We start from the raw sequence: 16,252 nt of genomic DNA on the forward strand, positions 1-16,252 counted from the left end.
TTCAGCCAGCCTTGCTGGACCTCGGCCAGGCGACGTACGAGTCTGGGCGAAGCTCAGCGGTTGCGCGCAGCGAGCCGGGCATCTCGTAGAAGCCGGGGGTGCGGTCGAGGTGGAAGATGCGCACAAGGGAGAACCGGTCCGCGGCTTCGACCGAGAACTCCACCTCGTTGGCGCTGACGTAGAAGGGCTGGCGGAGCGAGCGCACTGTCGTTTTTACCTCAAGGAAACGTTCGCGCCCCTGAGGCGTGAACGAGCGCACGTCGTAGCCCAAGCCGTCACCTTCATCGACCGAGACGTGGCTGACCCGCTCGGCAAGGTCTCCGCGACCTAGATGATCCAGGACGCGTCGCTCGCGCTCGACCACGAGTAGCTCGCCAGCCAGTCCTCGCTGGCGGTTGCGCGCCTCTAGTGCGTTGAAGTCGACCGCGACCCCCACGCGCTGACCACGTGTGTCGGTCGACGGAGGTACCAGGTCACGAGGGATCGACACGGGGTCGCCGAGCCGAGCCACCGAATCCCGCGGTTCGGTCTGAGCCAGCCGGATCATGAGCTGCCGGATCTCTGGCTCCTGAGAGAAGCGATCCTCGACCTTTTCCCGCAGGAGGCCTTGGACGTTGGCCAAGGGCTTGAAGCCGTCCACGAAGACCGAGCCCATCTCGGCCAAGACCGCCGATATGTTGCTGAACTTGTACTCGACGGCGCTCTCGCTCCGTCCGATCTCACTGCTCACGGGACGGTAGAAGTCCACCTTGGAGAACTGTTGGCCGGTCAGTTCGAGGCGCAACATCGCAAAGTACGCTTCTAGGGTCCGTTCGACCTCGCTCTCGTCCCAAGGACCCCCTCTCGGCATGCACCGACCGTACGGCAGGCAGGCCCAGTGATCTGCCGGGTTGGCAGATCCACTGAGTCGCCTTCCACCGAACCGGCATGATGCGGTGTGGGAATCGAAGCATCTATGGAGGGGCAAGCATGTCGGACGCCGAACGTCGACCTGTGTCGAAGACTCTGCAAAGGGTCAACCCGCTTCCGTTGGCGAAAGACCTCATCGCGGCAGGAGCCGACGCTCCCAAGCGGATGGTCGGATGGGTCCTCGAACGCGATGCCGAGAGCATCGCGCGACAAGTCGAAGCGGATCGGGGGCGACCCGGCTTCTCTACAGAGGACTACGTGAGGAAGGTGCAGGGCTCCCATGTACGCCTGGCGCGCAGTGAGGGAGCCGGCGCCGGGATGGCCACGGCCTTGGCGGAGCTGGGAGGAGCCGCAGCCGCAGGTCCTGCGGGCGCTATCACTGGCGCCGCCGTGACGATCGTTGCCGATCTCGCGATCCTGAGCCGAATTCAGATTCGTCAGTCCCTTACGATCGCCGCGGCCTACGGACTCGACCTCTCCGATGATGAGACCCGCGCGTCGGAGATCCTGTCGCTGCACAGCCTCGAGGCGGCCAGTTCGAAAAGTGCCCTAGGCGCCGGACAAAAGGCGGGGCAACGCGTGGGCAAGCGACTTCTGGAGCGATATCTCCGGGGCCAGACGCTCACGGCCGTTAAGGCGATGTTCCGCCTGGTGGGCGTCAACTTCTCTCGGGCGGCGCTCGTCAGGTCACTCCCACTCATCAATGTCCCTGTCAACGCCGCCCTCGCCGACGTGACCACGCGGCGCGTCGGGGCCAAGGCCGCGACCTACTACCGCAACCACCCCAGCGCGACCCCAACGGTGGGTGTCTCGGCATGAGGTACCCCAAGGCGCCGCAGTCCGCGACAGCGACCGACCGACAGGTGGCGCGATGAAGACCGACGTCTTGACGCCCCAAACGGTCTTCTATCTGCCCCAGCACCTCGTAGTGCCTCTCTTCCAGCGGCCTTATGTGTGGGACGAGACGGAACAGTGGTTGCCCTTCTGGCAGGACGTTGCGAGATTGACTGAGATGCGCCTTGCGAATCCGTACTCGGCACCCACCCACTTTCTCGGCGCCGTAGTACTCCAGGCAGTCGACGGTCAGCAGGGTGCGGTCCCGCAGAAGAACGTGATCGATGGGCAGCAGCGCCTGACGACCCTGCAGCTGCTGGTCGATGCTGCCGCGTCGGTGTTGGAAGAGCGGGGGTTCGACGGACTCGCCCAACGATTTGACGATCTCACGCACAACCGCGCGTACGGACACGGTGGGGCGGCCACGCTCAAAGTGACACACACAAACGCCGACGGTTCTGCCTTCCGCGAGGTCATGGATTCTGAACCTCCGGTTGACCACTCATCTCTGAAGCATGCCAAGTCTCGGATCACTCGGGCCCACGAGTTCTTCACGCGCAAGGTCGACGAGTGGATCGGAATTGAACCTGCGGCTGAAGATCGCGCCTCGGCGCTGATGGAGTCCATCAGCCAAGGCCTTCAGCTCGTCGTCATCGACTTACTGGCGAGCGAGAACTCGCAGGAGATCTTCGAGACGCTCAACGCGCGCGGGACCCCGCTCACCGCGGCCGACCTCATCAAGAACTTCGTCTTCCAACGCCTCGAGAGCGAAGGTGCCGACATTCGTCTGGCCTACGCCGAGGACTGGCCCTTCGAGACGAAGTTCTGGGAGCAGGACGTCAGTGTCGGCCGCTACACCATGAGCCGTAGCTCGCTGTTCCTGAGTCAATGGCTCGGTAGCCGTCTTGGCGAAGAGGTCAGTCCTCGACAGACGTTCGTCCGCTTCAAGAGCTACGTCGACCACGAGGCCGGCGTGACCATGCTGGACCTCCTTCGTGCTATCAAAGCCCAGGCCGAGCTTTACCGCGATTGGACCGAGGCGGCCGAAGACACGTCCCGGACGCTAAGCCGGGCGCAGCTGGCCATCTATCGCATGCGCAGCGGCGGCGTCGAGCTCCTCAAGCCAGCCATGATCTGGCTTTACGACCCCGAGAACGCAATCCCCCACGCGGTAGCCGACGAGGTTCTTGCCATGCTCGAGTCATGGATGGTGCGACGGCAGCTCCTACGTCTTACCTCCGCTGACTTGGGCCGGATCGTGGCTGACATCATCAGTCGGCACCGGACGACGCCTGCAGACCAGTTGAAAGCCGCTGTCGAGGCTCAGTTGAGCCGTCTGGACGCCTCGTCGACGTACTGGCCAGGGGACGACGACGTGCGCCAGCACCTGCAGACGGAACAGGCGTACAGCCGCTACACGCGCGGTCGGTTGCGGATGTACCTCGAGGCGGTCGAAGACCACCTGCGATCGGTCCACGGATATCAGCAGGTAGCCCGCGTTGGGTACCCAATCGAGCACGTGCTGCCGCAAAAGTGGCAGACCTACTGGCCCGTCGAGGACATCGAGGCCGAGCTCGCGAGGAGTGAGCACGTCCACCGACTTGGGAACCTGACGCTCCTGACGACGAGCCTAAACAGCACGGTGTCGAACGGTCCATGGGATGGGGAAAGCGGTAAGCGAGCCCACATCTCCGCTCACGACGCCCTCCTTGTCAATCGGCCCTTCGACAGACAGGACACGTGGGATGAGGCGGCCATCGATGCACGTACCGGCTGGCTGACGGACCGGCTGCTCGAGGTCTGGCCGGTCCCCGACGGGCACCTAGGAGAGATCAAAGACGCGCAAGCCAGAGACAACACCTGGGTCGAGGTCAAGCACTTGCTGGCGGCAGGGTTGCTCGCGCCGGGAACGATTCTGCGGGCCCGACCCGGTCAGTGGGGGGCCGTAGAGGCCGTCGTCCTTGCCGATGGCCAACTACAGATAGGTGACCGTGTCTTCTCGACCCCTTCAAGCGCGGGACAGTACGCCAAGTCCGGGAAGACGACTAACGGCTGGCGATTCTGGCGGGTCGATGACAACCAGTCTCTTGCTGACGTTCGCTCCGCTTATCGAGGGGAGAGGGCGGAGAGAACGGCCGGCTTTGACTGGTCACCCCTTCACGAGATTCTAGAAGTCCTGCCAGCAGCCCGGTGGACCTCCTACAGGGACCTGGCCGACGCGATCGGTACGGCACCTCAGCCGCTGGGTGGCCACATCACGAACTGTCGGCAGTGCGCCCACCCTTGGCGTGTTCTCAACGCGGACGGTCGCGTGGCGGCCAAGTTCTCGTGGAGCGACCCGAGCGACACCCGAGTGCCGGCAGATCTTCTGCGCGAGGAAGGTGTTCGTCTCGTCGACGGCGTCGCCGACCCCGAGCAACGACTTGATACCGATGCGCTGCTAGCCCTGCTTGCCGAGGATGACTAGCTGTGATGTCCAGGCACCGGGCAGGAGCGTTCCAGAGAGACAGGACCTCATGCTTGGGGCGACATCAATTCGCCGTCGACGCCAGCGGGCGCAGCACGGCCGCCGTCTAAACGATCTTTTCGGCCACAGCGATGCGCTGTGCATGAGGGTTCGGGATTGCGCGACGTCGCATGGGCCCGCTGGTCCCCGGCAGGCACCGGTAAGGGCAGGCCACGAGGGTGGCGCCCAAGAGCGCCGGGCTCACAGTCCTCGCCGCCTTCTTCCTGCCGGGTCTCGGGCAGTTCGCCAACGGCCAGCCAAGCAAGGGCGCCCGCTTCCTGGTCGGCTGACGCCCTCAGCCTTCTGCTGATGTGCGTCCTCGTTGGCTTCCTCGCCGGACCGGCGCTGTGGATCTGGTTGATGGTGGACGCATACGCCGGCGCTCAGGCGGCGAGGACTGCCGCGAGGTGCCGTTCGAGGGCGGAGGTGGTCGGCGGGCCGTCCTCCTCCGGGTCTGAGTCGGACCCCCAGCCGAGGAGCGGGGGAGCCAGGGACCGGTGCGTGTGACCGGCCGGCGCGCGGCGCTCGATCTCGCGCGGGCCGGCGCGGCTGACGGTGACCTGCCGGCCGGGGGCCTCCGCCCGACCTCATCAGCGAGATCGGCAGTCCGCAGGTTGCGAAGCGGCTGGGCATCGTTTGACCGGCGGACAAGGACCGTTAGTCCACCTTCGGCGTGACCTCGTTCAACTCGGGGGACAGCTCGTTGATCAAAGCGGCCTTCACCTGACGTGTGTCCTCGGTGTAGGTGACTCGGAAGGTGCAGCGTTCGAGCCAAGCGCGGATCTCCTCGCGTGTCGCTGTCCGGCCCAGCTCTTTGTCCAGAATGCGACCCACCTTCTCGTGCAGGATCGACGCCTCGCGGTCACCCGTGAGGTGCATCCGCACGCGCGAACGAGTGGAACCGCTGAGTCCGACGTACAAAGCTCGACCGCCGGGGCGGTACACCACGTGCACGCCCGGGTCATCGGCCAGTCCGGCGAGGGCGGACTCGTCTCCCAGCGAACGGGCTGGGGAGAGCATGGACTCGACACTCATCACGAACCTCCGACCAGAGGGGATGTCGAGGCCCACGTTACGCAGGCCGAGCCGAGTGGCGTCAGCGAAGACGCTGCGCGCGTGGGGCCCGGCCAGGATCAGCTAGGACGTCGGCATCCACTTGGTCACTTCGGGGCTCCCGTCGTCATGGAAGGAAGCCGCTGCGCGGCGAGGCGAGCCACCTCGAGGCGTTGGGCGTCGTCCCACTCGCCGTCGGCCGAGACCAACTGGGCCAAGCCCCTGAGCCCGCACAGCCGGACGCCGTTGACGCGTCGATCCTCTCGCGCATCGGCAGCAGCCCGTCGACGAAGCACAGGACCGGGACGACCGGGGAGCCCTCCAGGTCGCTGCCGACCAGCGCGCCGGCGACGACATCGCGCTGCGTGCGCATGGCGGTGACGAGAGCGTCGCGCTTACGGTTCTTCACCTTGAGAGTCTCGATGCGAGGTCCGAACAGCCCGCCGCTGCGCTCCACCGACACCTCGGCGTCCTTGTAGTACTTCGCGTCGATGACGAAGATGCCGGCGGCCCCGACGAAGAGGTGGTCGATGTTCGACCGCTTGCCCGGGACGCGGCGGTCATGGAGGGCATAGCCGGCGCCGGCCTCGGTGCGTTCGAGCAGGGCTTTGGCGACGCGCTCCTCGCCGACAGCACCGACCTTCCAGGCGTGGGTGGTCTGCCGCCCATCCGGGTAGAAGAACGAGTTGAGGGCTCGCCAGACTGCACTGCGCTCGGCGCGGGCTGCGTCGTCCTTCGCCTTACGTCGCTCGTACTCCCTGAGAGCAGCGGCGCCAGCCACACCGACGTCGATGACCGGCTCCTCCGGCTCCGGTGCGACGTCGGGCTCCTCGACCGATGCCGCCGGAGTCGACTCCCGCAGCGGGGTGACGCTTTCGTCCAAGCAGGGGAGACACAGCACCCTCTTGGCCTCCCGGTCGTATGCCGCCCGCTCGCCCTTCGCGATCGCCGTGCCGCAGTGGCATTCGCCGGCGTAGCGGAGCCGCATCACCTTCACGTCCGACACCCTCATCCTCCCCAGGTCGCCGCATCGACACCGGCGCGTGCTGCAGAGCTTCGCCACTCCACATGGACAGAAGGTAGGGCGTGAGCGAGGCGCACCGTGAGAACTTGAAACGAACCGTCAGCCCTCGGCGACGTGGCGAGGCGGCCGACGTTCTCGATCGCGTGTTCCGTCCGACAGGCGCTCACGACCACAGGGGCCCCTGGTCGCGCCCGAATATGGCTCATTCGTGGCATAGGCAGGACGGTGAAACCTCCCTACCGTCGTGCTGGATGACTGGAGGGAGAGCGCCATGCGAATCGCGGCGTTGGGCGCCACGGGGACGGCCGCCGGCGCGTTCGTCGACCGCGGCCGGTTGCCTCTCACCAGCGCCGATCCCGGGCCGGCCGGGGCATCGGCGTCCACCTAGCGAATCCCTCGAGGAGAGACCATGGAGCAGCACCGCATCGGCGCGGACATCACCGTGCTCAGCGACAACGCCGAGGTACCCGGGATCGGCTTCCTGCCGGTCAACACGTTCGTCATCCATGGCGAGCAGCCCGTCGTCGTCGACACCGGGCTCAGCACCCCCGACAAGGACTACGTGTCGGCACTGGCCCAGGTCATCGACCCCGCTGACGTGCGCTGGGTCTGGCTCACCCACCCCGACCGCGACCACACCGGCGGGCTGTGGCAGCTGCTCGAGGCGGCGCCCCAGGCGAAGCTGATCACCACCTTCGGCGGCGCCGGGATCCTGGGCTGCGAGTACGAGGTCCCGATGCACCGGCTGCAGCTGCTCAACCCCGGGCAGTCCCTGGACATCGGCGACCGGACCCTCACCGCGTGGCGCCCGCCGCTGTTCGACAGCCCGGTCACCGTCGGCTTCCAGGAGAGCCTCGGCGGAGCCCTCCTCGCCTCCGACTGCTTCGGCGGGCCCATGCCCAGCGCGGAGCTCGCGAGCGGGCCCGACCTGCGCGAGGTCTCCGACGACGAGCGGCGTGCTGCTCAGCTGCTGTGGGCGGCGGTCGACAGCCCCTGGGTCCGTTGGATGGACCGCGCCGTGCATGTTCGGCACGTCGACCAGCTGCGGGCGATGACACCGTCGGCCATCCTCAGCACGCATCTCCCGCCGGCGGTCGGCATGAACGACAAGCTGTACGAGACGCTGCTCGAGGCGCCGGACGGCCCGGAGTTCTCGTGGCCCGACCAGGCCGCGCTGGATGCGATGCTGGCGAGCTTCGAACCGCCGACGTCGGCGTCCGCTGCGGCCCCGGCTCCGGTGGGGTGACGGCGCCGCCGGCCGCCTCGGCCTGACCGCCGAGACCGGCGTCTCGCCGTCGCCGGGCACGCGAGCATGCTGAACCTACGCCACCGTAGGTTAGGGTCGAGGTGGTCCTCGATGCCCGGCCTCGGGCAGGGCCGGGAAGGGACGGCGAAGGCCTGATGACCGACAGCCCGTGGACGAAGAACTACGCTCCCGGAGTCCCCGCCACGGTCGACATCCCCGACCACTCGCTCGTCGACCTGCTCGACGCCTCCGTCGAGCGCTTCGGCGGCCACGTCGCGCTCGACTTCTACGGCGGCACCACAACGTACGCCGAGCTTGGGGAGCAGGTCGCCAAGGCAGCCCGGGCCCTGCACGACCTCGGGGTGCAGGCGGGTGACCGGGTGGCGATCATCCTCCCCAACTGCCCGCAGCACGTCGTCGCCTTCTACGCGGTCCTGCGCCTCGGGGCGGTTGTGGTCGAGCACAACCCCCTCTACACACCCGAGGAGCTGCAGGTCCAGCTCGCCGACCACGGGGCCCGGCTCGCGATCGTGTGGGACAAGGCCGTGCCCGCGGTGCAGCAGGTGGCCGACCGGACGAAGGTCGAGACCGTCGTCGCGGTCGACCTCACGACGGCGCTGCCCCGCCTCAAGCAGCTGATGCTCCGACTCCCGGTGCCCTCCGCCCGGGCCGCGCGGTCGGCGATGACGGCGCCGGCTCCGGGCAGCCTGTCCTGGGGGCGGCTCGTGGCGTCATCCGCGCCGCTCGACGCGGCCTGGCCGGGCCCGGCGAGCACGGACGTCGCGCTGCTCCAGTACACCGGCGGCACGACCGGCACCCCGAAGGGCGCCATCCTCACCCACCGGAACCTGCTCGCCAACGCCCTCCAGGGACGGGCGTGGGTGCCGGGCCTCGTCGACGGCGAGGAGACCGTCTACGCGGTGCTCCCGCTGTTCCACGCCTACGGCCTGACCCTGTGCCTCACCTTCGCGATGGGCATCGGCGCGACCCTCGTGCTCTTCCCGCGCTTCGACGTCGACCAGGTGCTCGAGGCGATGGGGCGCCGCCCGGCGACCTTCCTGCCGGCGGTGCCGCCGATCTACCAGGCGCTCGCAGCCGCCGCCCGCGACCGCGGGGTGCCGCTGACGTCGGTGCGGGTCGGGCTCTCGGGGGCGATGGCGCTGCCGGTTGAGACGGTCGGGCTGTGGGAGGAGGTCTCCGGCGGCCTGCTCGTCGAGGGGTACGGGATGACCGAGTCCTCACCGATCACGATGGGCAACCCGGCGTCCTCGGGCCGGCGGCCGGGCACCATCGGAGTGCCGTTCCCGTCGACCGAGATGGGGGTCGTCGACCCTGAGGACCCGACCGTCGACCGGCCGAGCGGGGAGCGCGGCGAGCTGCTGGTCCGCGGGCCGCAGGTGTTCTCCGGCTACTGGCAGCAGCCCGGGGAGACCGAGCGCGTGCTGCTGCCGGACGGATGGCTGCGCACCGGCGACGTCGTGGTGGTGGACGACGATGGCTTCGTCACGGTCGTCGACCGGATCAAGGAGCTCATCATCACCGGCGGCTTCAACGTCTACCCCTCGGAGGTCGAAGCCGCGCTGCGCCGGGTCGACGGCGTGCTGGACGCGGCGGCCGTCGGGATGCCGACGGAGGCGGGCGGCGAGGAGGTCGTTGCGGCTGTGGTGGCCGAGCCGGGGGTCGGGCTCGACCCGGACGCGGTGCGCCTGGCGAGCCGGGAGCACCTGGCCGGATACAAGGTGCCGCGTCGGGTCGTCGTGGTCGACGAGCTGCCGCGCTCCCTCATCGGCAAGGTCCTGCGCCGGCAGGTCCGGGACGCCCTGCTGGTCGGGTAGCCGACCACGGCGGGGATGCGGACGGAGGTCGTCGGTCGTCGGTCGCCGGTGGCGGGTGTGGGCCCCGCCCTGTAGGGGCGTGCGGGACACCCTGAGCGTAGGCGGCGCGGGAGGCGAAGCCGCTGTTCAGAGGCCTGTCGGTGGTCCCGTCTAGTGTCTTCTCATGGACCAGCCAGCAGTCAGTCTCGAGGAGCGACGCTCCCGGCTCGAGGCTGCCGCGGAGGCCTTGGACGGACTTGACATCGTGCTCCACCAGGCCTCCGGTCCCGAGCTGGCAGAGCTGATGACCCTTGCCGACCGGGTGGCCGCGCGGGCTGCTGCGGCGCGGGTGTCGGTCACCGCCGAGGCGGTGACCCGCGGCGAGGTGGCAGAGGCGGGCGTCAACGTCCACGCCTGGGTCCGCGACCACGCACCCTCGCTGTGCCAGGGCGGTGCCGGGGCAGTCGCCACGGTCGTCCAGGCCGTCGCGGCTCCGGGCTCGCAGCGGCCGGCGGACGGCCCACTCGTCGACCCCGACTCGGCGCTCGGCATCGTGTGGTCGGGGGTCTCCGAGGGATCGGTGTCCCCGGCACTGGCGACGGCGGTGCTGCGCGAGCTGGAGCGGCTCCAGCCCCAGCTGGTCCCCGAGGCGGTGCCGACCGTGACCCGCGCGCTGCTCGAGCTGGGGGTGCAGTGGGGGCCGTCGGTGATGCGCCGGCTGCGGCCGCGGCTGCTGGCCGAGCACGGCCGCGCCGGGGTGCTCGACGACCTCCAGGACCGGCTGGCGGCGGCGGCACGGCTGTCCGCACCTGTCGTGGAGTCGGCGGACCTCACCGAGTACCAGCTCTTGATGACCCCTGAGCAGGCGGCAGCCTTGGAGGCGGCCATCGGCCCGCTGTCGGCGCCTGCGCCCAACGACGAGACGGGGGAGCGCGACCTGCGCCCGTCCGGGCAGCGCCGGGTCGAGGCACTGACCGAGGTCTGCCGCCGTTCCAGTGGCCTCGACGCCGCCGGGTCGGGCAGCGACGGGGCCGGCGCGGCCTCGTCGGCGCTGCACGTGACGATGTCTCTCGAAGACCTGCAGGCCCGCACTGGATGCGGCGAGGTGCTCGGGTCGAGCGCAACCGGGACCCTGCTGTCGCCGGAGGCCCTGCGGCGCGTCTGCTGCGACGCCGACCTCATCCCGCACGTGCTGGGGAGCGCCGGCGAGGACCTCGACCTGGGCCGCGTAGTCAGGCTGTTCACCCGGGCCCAACGGCGGCGGCTGTGGCGCCGCGACCGAGGCTGTACGTACCCCGGCTGCACCGCCCCTGCCAGCTGGTCGCAGGCACATCACGTCGTGCACTGGGCCGACGGCGGGCTGTCCGACATGGACAACGCAGCCCTGCTGTGCCAGCGACATCACACCCTCGTCCACAAACGTCGGCTCATTGCGGAGGTGCGCGGCCGACCGGATGACCAGGGCCGGTACGTCGTCTGGGACCTCACCGACGGCAGCTACGACCGGCACCTGCATCGGCTGCGGGCTGAACAGGCCCAGCACGACCCGCCCCCGCTGACGCCGGAGCGGCTGCGAACCCTGCTCGCTGCCCTCGCGGGTGAGGACCCGGACGACCAGCGTTGGGCCGAGCACGAGCTGGCGGCCTGGGGGCCCGACGACGAGTGGGCACCCGGCACCGACCTCGACGGCTGGGATCACGCCTGGTCCGAGGAGAGCCTCGTCGGCCTCGAGCACTCGTCCTGAGTCGGACCTCGACCAGAGGACACAGGTCGCTTCGTACGCAGGCGGCGTACAACGGTGCGAGTGGCTCCGCGCGGGTCGACGGATAAGTGACTGCAGCCGGGTCGACGGTGATTTGACCGCAGCAAGGGCCGACGTCGGCGTCTGGGGAGCCGGGGTCGACGGCGCGGTGATCTCAGCCCGGGTCCCGGTGAGGTGACCGCGCCGGGGGCCGACTGTGCGGTGACCGCAGCCCGGGTTCCGGTGAGGTGACCGCGCCGGGGGCGACTGTGCGGTGACCGCAGCCCGGGTTCCGGTGAGGTGACCGCGCCGGGGGCGACTGTGCGGTGACCGCAGCCGGGCTCACGGTGAGCCAACGGCAGCCGGGTTCGACGGCACGGCCATCGCAGCGAGGGCCAACCTCCCCGCTCGGGGAGCCGGGGTCACCGGTGGGGTGGCCCCACGGTTGGGGTCAGCGCCGACTGCGCCGTCAGAGCCGGAACTCGGCGACCACCCCGGCGTGGTCGGACGGCCAGAACGGCGGCACGCCCCGGAAGGGGGTGTTGCCGACGACGACAGCCGTGGCGCTGTCGGCGCGGGCGGCGCCGCGGCCGAGCACGAGGTCGATGCGGCTCCGCAGCGTCGAGACCGGGTTGTTGAGCGCACCGGGAGCCAGCGGGGGAGTGTTCGACGACTGGCAGCACGTGAACCCCGACCCCAGCGTTGCGTCGTCCCAGGCGTCCCGGAACCGGCCGGGCGCGGTGAGCTGCGCATACGAGGTGGTGGTCGACCCGTCCGCGGCGGAGTTGAAGTCGCCGACGGCGATGACGGTGCCACCCTTGGCCGGCCCGGCGAGGAACTCGGCCGCCTGGGCCTCCTGGATGAGCGGGAAGTCCTCGGTCTCGAGGTGGGTGTTGACGAACCGGAACGGCTTGTTGCCGAGCTTCGCGTCGATGCTGGCCCAGCCGCGGTCGAAGGCGACGGGCCCGACCGGCGAGTCGAACACCTGCTGGTCGGCGTAGCGGCCGCTGCGGGCGTTGCTCCAGGTGAGCCCCGGGGTGTCGTCGTTGACGAGGATCACGTCCCGGTCATCGAGCGTCACCGAGCAGGTGATGACGGGTCCCGGCTGCACGCACCCCTGACTGGCCAGCGCCAGCGGCGCCGGCCCGATCGAGGCGTTGTCGACCACCGCGGCAACCGAGTACGAGAGTCCCCGGGCCGTGAGCGCGGACTGGAGGATCGCCAGGAAGTCGTAGCCGGGCGGCGGGTTGATCCCACCGGTGGTCCAGCGCGACACCTCCTGGAGGCCGATGACGTCCGGCCCGCGCGCCTGGATCTCGTCGGCGATCGCCTCGGCCCGGGCCGGGAAGTTCGTGTACTGCACCGTCGCGTAGATCTGGGCGACCGCCGCCACGAAGCCCTCGGGCGTCGACGCCGCCAATGCCGGGGTGAGGCTGGAGCCGAGGTAGAGGTTCTGGGTCATCACGACGACCGTGTCGCGGTCCTTCGGTGCGGCCTGAGCCGGTGCGGTGGTCAGCATCGCCCCCAGGGCCATCATCACGGCCACCGCCACCCCCGCGGTCCGTGAAGCCGTCCAGCGCGGAGTGGTCCTGGCCATGTCATTGCCTCCCGACAACCGAAGTGCTCAGGAGCGTATCGCCCGGCCGACGACAAGGGCACCCCCTTTGGACGTCCCAAGCAGGCACCTGAGCCCGTCGAGCACCAGGCGCCGCAGCCGTCACAGGCCGGAGGCGCAGTCCCCGTTGCCGAGGACCGCGAGCACGTATCGGTCGCCGGGACCGAAGCCGGTCTGGCCGCGGTTCTGGGCCGCCATGAGCTCGTCCGGGCTGTCGGCGTGGCCGGCCCCGACGACGTGGGCCAGCTCGTGCGCGATGACCGCCTGGACCTCCGCCGCGCCACGGGCCGTGGCGAGGTCCGGGGTGAGCGCGGGCGCATCGAGCGTCACCGAGCCGCTGACGTACCTGAGCCGCCCGTCGTCGCCGCGCACCACTGCACCACCGCCCAGGCCCGCAGTGTCCCCGTCGAGCTCCGGGGTCTCGGTGGGGTCGCTCCAGGCGATGAGGACGGGCTTCCAGGCCGACGACCGGCCGCCCCACCCGGTGCCGCGGTCCTCGGACGGCGCCTCGTCGGTGAACCCGTCGAACACGAACGCGAGCCCGGTGGCCAGCGACACCTGGGTGACGGCCCGCGACACCGCCTCGCGCCCTGCCCCGCCGACTCCCGGCACCTCGCGGACGACGTAGTGGATGGCACGGCACGGGTCGAACGTCACGGGGTCGGAGCCGTCCTGGGTCTGCATGAACGAGTAGTGCTCCGGCGACGGCGCGGCGGGGATGGGCACCGCGGGACGGACCCGGCCGTCGGAGGCTCCCGACGCCGACGCCGACGTCGCCACACCCACAGCCGCGCGCGAGGGGTCGTTGAACACCCGGTAGGCGGGGTCGCCGTGGACGAGGTAGTCGACCCAGCCCGAGAGGCTCGGCGTGGCCGCCCAGGCCACCGAGGCCAGCGCGACGGACGCCACGAGAACCATGGTCCGGCGCCCCGTCCGCTGCGTGCCGTCGCCGACCGGCCGGCCGGGCTCCCAGGCCCGTGGGTCGGTGCGCGACGACAGCCCGCCCGGCGACGTGACCTCGTCGGGGTCGGCTGCCAGCCGGTCGAGGCGGTCCAGCTCCTCGAGGCGTCGCTGCATGTCGCGCTGCCGACGCCCCGGCCCGCCCGTCAGCGCATCCAGTCGCGCTGTCCATCCCCCGCCTGACACCCGAACAGGGTAGGAGGGGACGGCACCGCGCGCTGGCAGTTGACGGAATCGCAGGGCACGGCCGGCGCGGGCAAGCGCGCTAGGGCCGGGTGATCGCGACGTTCGACGAAGTCGGCAGGACGTACACCTGCGTGGAGTTCGCCGAGTACCACCGCGTCGTGCTGTCCCAGGCCCCCGCCGAGCTGACGAAGTTGAAGTTGAACGTCGGCGTCCCCGCCACGGTCACCTTCCACCAGTGCCGGCCGTTGAGGTACCCCTCGTAGGCCATCGCCCGGTCGCCGGTCAGCCCGTTCCACGGGTGCAGCGTGTAGCCCGCAGCGGACGCCGGCTCGGCGTAGTGCACCGTCACCTGCTGCCGGTACCGCGCAATAAACGACGCGTAGCGCGACATCCCCAGCCCGGAGGCGACGTCACCGACCCGGAGCACCGTCATCCCGATGTACGGCGCGTAGTCGAAGGCGTTGACGATGTTGTCCCAGCCCGAGTTCGACGCGACCCCGCCGGCCAGGGCGTTCTCGCCCTTGATCGCGACCCCGAGCGAGGCCGCGTGCTGGGCCACCCAGAACACGAGGTCCTGCGCGCCCGAGTACGCCGGGGCCGAATAGCCGTTCGACATCTCCAGGCACGTGAAGTGCAGGATGACCTGCCGCGACGTCGCGACCGTCTTCGCCAGCCCGATGACCTTCGTGTAGCCGTGCCCGGTGCCGCCGGCGTTCATGTCGACCGAGGTCTGGACCAGCCCGGCGGCGACCTCGGCCGCGCGCGGGTAGGTGGGGTGCGTCATCGCCCAGTGCACGCCGGGGATCTTGTAGCCGAGCGGCGCGTTCGAGAACGACGACCCGAGCGCCGACGAGACCGCGTCGAGCACCGTCTTGCCGTGCGTGACGAGGCTCTGGTTGTACCAGTCGACGAAGTCCTTGCCGTACTTGATGTTCCGGTAGTCACCGGAGCTGAAGAAGTACCCCGCGTCCGAGGGCGGGTTGATCTGGCTCGTGCTCGTCAGCGACGTGCCCCAGGCCGAGTTCACGCCCGCCAGGGAGCCGTACTTCGACACCATCGCGGAGCGGAAGGAGGCGACCGCGAGCGGCGAGTACGACTGCAGCGCACCGCGCGTGGGGTAGCCGGCGCCCGAGTCGTGGCCGTTGTAGGAGGGGTAGCGCAGCTCCCCGGCGGGGCCGAGCGAGACGTTGACCTCCGACAGGTCGCCGCCGTACGTCCCCGAGTAGCGGTTCTTGAACGCCGTGGCGAACGCCGCGTACTCGCCCGAGACGAGCCCGTCGGCCCACACCTGCAGGGTCTCGCTGGAGTAGTTGCCCTGCTCGCTCTTGTACTTCAGCCCGTTGGCGTCCAGGGTGACGCCGTTCAGGCTCTTGCCCTGGTACTTGCCCCACAGCCACGACGGCAGCGGGATGTTGCACGTGTCGCCGACGTTCCCGCCGCACTGGTGGAAGGACAGGATGGGGACGATCTTCAGCCCGCGCGCCTTGATCTTGGCGAACATCGTGTCGTAGTACGACCAGTCGAAGACCTGGTCGGAGGTCTCGACCTTGCCCCACCACACGTCGACGCTCACCCCGTCGACGCCGTACTCCTTGGCGGTCTGGATCTGCGCCTCGAAGCCCGACCACTGCGAGGACTCGACCCACAGCGGGGCCATGACGTTCGCGGTGAACGCGGGGTTGTTCGTCGCGGTGGCGGCGCGCGCGGGAGCAGCCGGAGCGGCGACGACCGCGACGACGGCGAGAGCCGCGACAAGGGCCACCCGGGCCTGGGTGAGCAGTGCAGGCAGGGATGAGCCGACGGCCACGGCGGACCTCCACGAGGACGGCGACGCCGCAGGCCCCCGGGGCGCCGCCGCGACGATGCGAGCAGAACCTGCTCACCGTATGGGCGACGACACCGGTCGGCAATCCGAGCGCGCCGAGGCCGCGGCCCCGGCGCGCACGGACGTTACATGCCGGGGATGGGCTGCACCTCGTGCACCTCGATCTCGCAGCCACCCGAGTTGAGGTGCGGGTGGATCTTCGCCAGCTCGAGGGCGGCGTCCATGTCCGCGGCCTCGAGGATCGTGTAGCCGCTGACGTCGCGCCCGCTCGGAGCAGTGCCGTCCTGGGTCACCTGCACGCCATTGGCGAGCGGGGTGCCGAAGTCGACCATCCCGTCGCCGACCTTCTCGGCCCAGGCCATCCACTTGCCCATCTCGGCCTGCATGTCCTCCGGGCTCATCTCCGGCGCGCCCTCGGGGGGAGTGGGGTTGTGGTACGTGAAGACGAACTTCGTCATCGTCGTGTCCTTCCATTCGATGCCGTCCGCCGTGGCGTGACCCGGGATGGGCCCCTGCGACCGCCGCGGACGGGTCCTGCG

Annotated in this window: 12 protein-coding genes; 5 read left to right on the forward strand and 7 right to left on the reverse strand. The window is 69.8% G+C overall.

Translation table 11 applies throughout. From position 1 onward, the window contains the following. Position 1: 1 nt before the first annotated feature. Positions 2-850 carry a DUF3883 domain-containing protein gene (locus tag Q0963_RS02740; RefSeq protein WP_299442115.1) on the reverse strand — a complete coding sequence of 283 codons (849 nt, stop codon included), beginning with the start codon at positions 848-850 and terminating at the stop codon, positions 2-4. A gap of 119 nt (positions 851-969) precedes the next feature. Between Q0963_RS02740 and Q0963_RS02745 the strand changes: the two genes are divergently transcribed. After that, positions 970-1,728, forward strand: coding sequence for a hypothetical protein (locus Q0963_RS02745; RefSeq protein ID WP_299442118.1), 759 nt, complete (start codon positions 970-972; stop codon positions 1,726-1,728). Between the two features lie 52 nt (positions 1,729-1,780). Then, entirely contained in the window at positions 1,781-4,210 is a 2,430-nt protein-coding gene (locus Q0963_RS02750; protein WP_299442121.1) for a DUF262 domain-containing protein, read from the forward strand. 696 nt (positions 4,211-4,906) lie between these two features. On the opposite strand, the gene Q0963_RS02755 is transcribed toward Q0963_RS02750, so the two are convergent. Both Q0963_RS02755 and Q0963_RS02760 read right to left on the reverse strand, forming a co-directional pair. Beyond that, entirely contained in the window at positions 4,907-5,284 is a 378-nt protein-coding gene (locus Q0963_RS02755) for a hypothetical protein (protein ID WP_299442124.1), read from the reverse strand. A 145-nt stretch (positions 5,285-5,429) separates the two neighbouring features. Beyond that, entirely contained in the window at positions 5,430-6,308 is an 879-nt protein-coding gene (locus Q0963_RS02760) for a nuclease-related domain-containing protein (protein ID WP_299442127.1), read from the reverse strand. A gap of 427 nt (positions 6,309-6,735) precedes the next feature. Between Q0963_RS02760 and Q0963_RS02765 the strand changes: the two genes are divergently transcribed. The 3 genes from Q0963_RS02765 (at position 6,736) to Q0963_RS02775 (ending at position 11,130) form a co-directional block, all read left to right on the forward strand. Further along, complete coding sequence (locus tag Q0963_RS02765) at positions 6,736-7,572, forward strand: MBL fold metallo-hydrolase (RefSeq protein ID WP_299442130.1); 837 nt, start codon at positions 6,736-6,738, stop codon at positions 7,570-7,572. A 155-nt stretch (positions 7,573-7,727) separates the two neighbouring features. Further along, positions 7,728-9,407 carry a long-chain-fatty-acid--CoA ligase gene (locus tag Q0963_RS02770; protein WP_299442133.1) on the forward strand — a complete coding sequence of 560 codons (1,680 nt, stop codon included), beginning with the start codon at positions 7,728-7,730 and terminating at the stop codon, positions 9,405-9,407. A 163-nt stretch (positions 9,408-9,570) separates the two neighbouring features. Beyond that, the gene (locus Q0963_RS02775; protein ID WP_299442136.1) at positions 9,571-11,130 is read left to right on the forward strand and encodes an HNH endonuclease signature motif containing protein; all 1,560 of its coding nucleotides are present in this window, start codon (positions 9,571-9,573) and stop codon (positions 11,128-11,130) included. Between the two features lie 466 nt (positions 11,131-11,596). Here the strand turns inward: Q0963_RS02775 and Q0963_RS02780 are convergent, their stop codons facing one another. The 4 genes from Q0963_RS02780 to Q0963_RS02795 form a co-directional block, all read right to left on the reverse strand. After that, a complete protein-coding gene (locus tag Q0963_RS02780) occupies positions 11,597-12,724 on the reverse strand; it encodes an endonuclease/exonuclease/phosphatase family protein (protein WP_299442139.1) in 1,128 nt (375 codons plus the stop codon). Between the two features lie 120 nt (positions 12,725-12,844). Then, positions 12,845-13,819, reverse strand: a complete 975-nt coding sequence (locus Q0963_RS02785; RefSeq protein ID WP_299442142.1) for a hypothetical protein — start codon at positions 13,817-13,819, stop codon at positions 12,845-12,847. A 148-nt stretch (positions 13,820-13,967) separates the two neighbouring features. Next, positions 13,968-15,695, reverse strand: a complete 1,728-nt coding sequence (locus tag Q0963_RS02790; protein WP_299442145.1) for a family 14 glycosylhydrolase — start codon at positions 15,693-15,695, stop codon at positions 13,968-13,970. A gap of 143 nt (positions 15,696-15,838) precedes the next feature. Further along, positions 15,839-16,171 (reverse strand): YciI family protein, encoded by a 333-nt coding sequence (locus Q0963_RS02795; RefSeq protein WP_299442148.1) that lies wholly within the window; start codon positions 16,169-16,171, stop codon positions 15,839-15,841. Positions 16,172-16,252: the final 81 nt, after the last annotated feature.

It is taken from the genome of uncultured Phycicoccus sp. (assembly GCF_947495705.1).
Lineage (GTDB): Bacteria > Actinomycetota > Actinomycetes > Actinomycetales > Dermatophilaceae > Phycicoccus.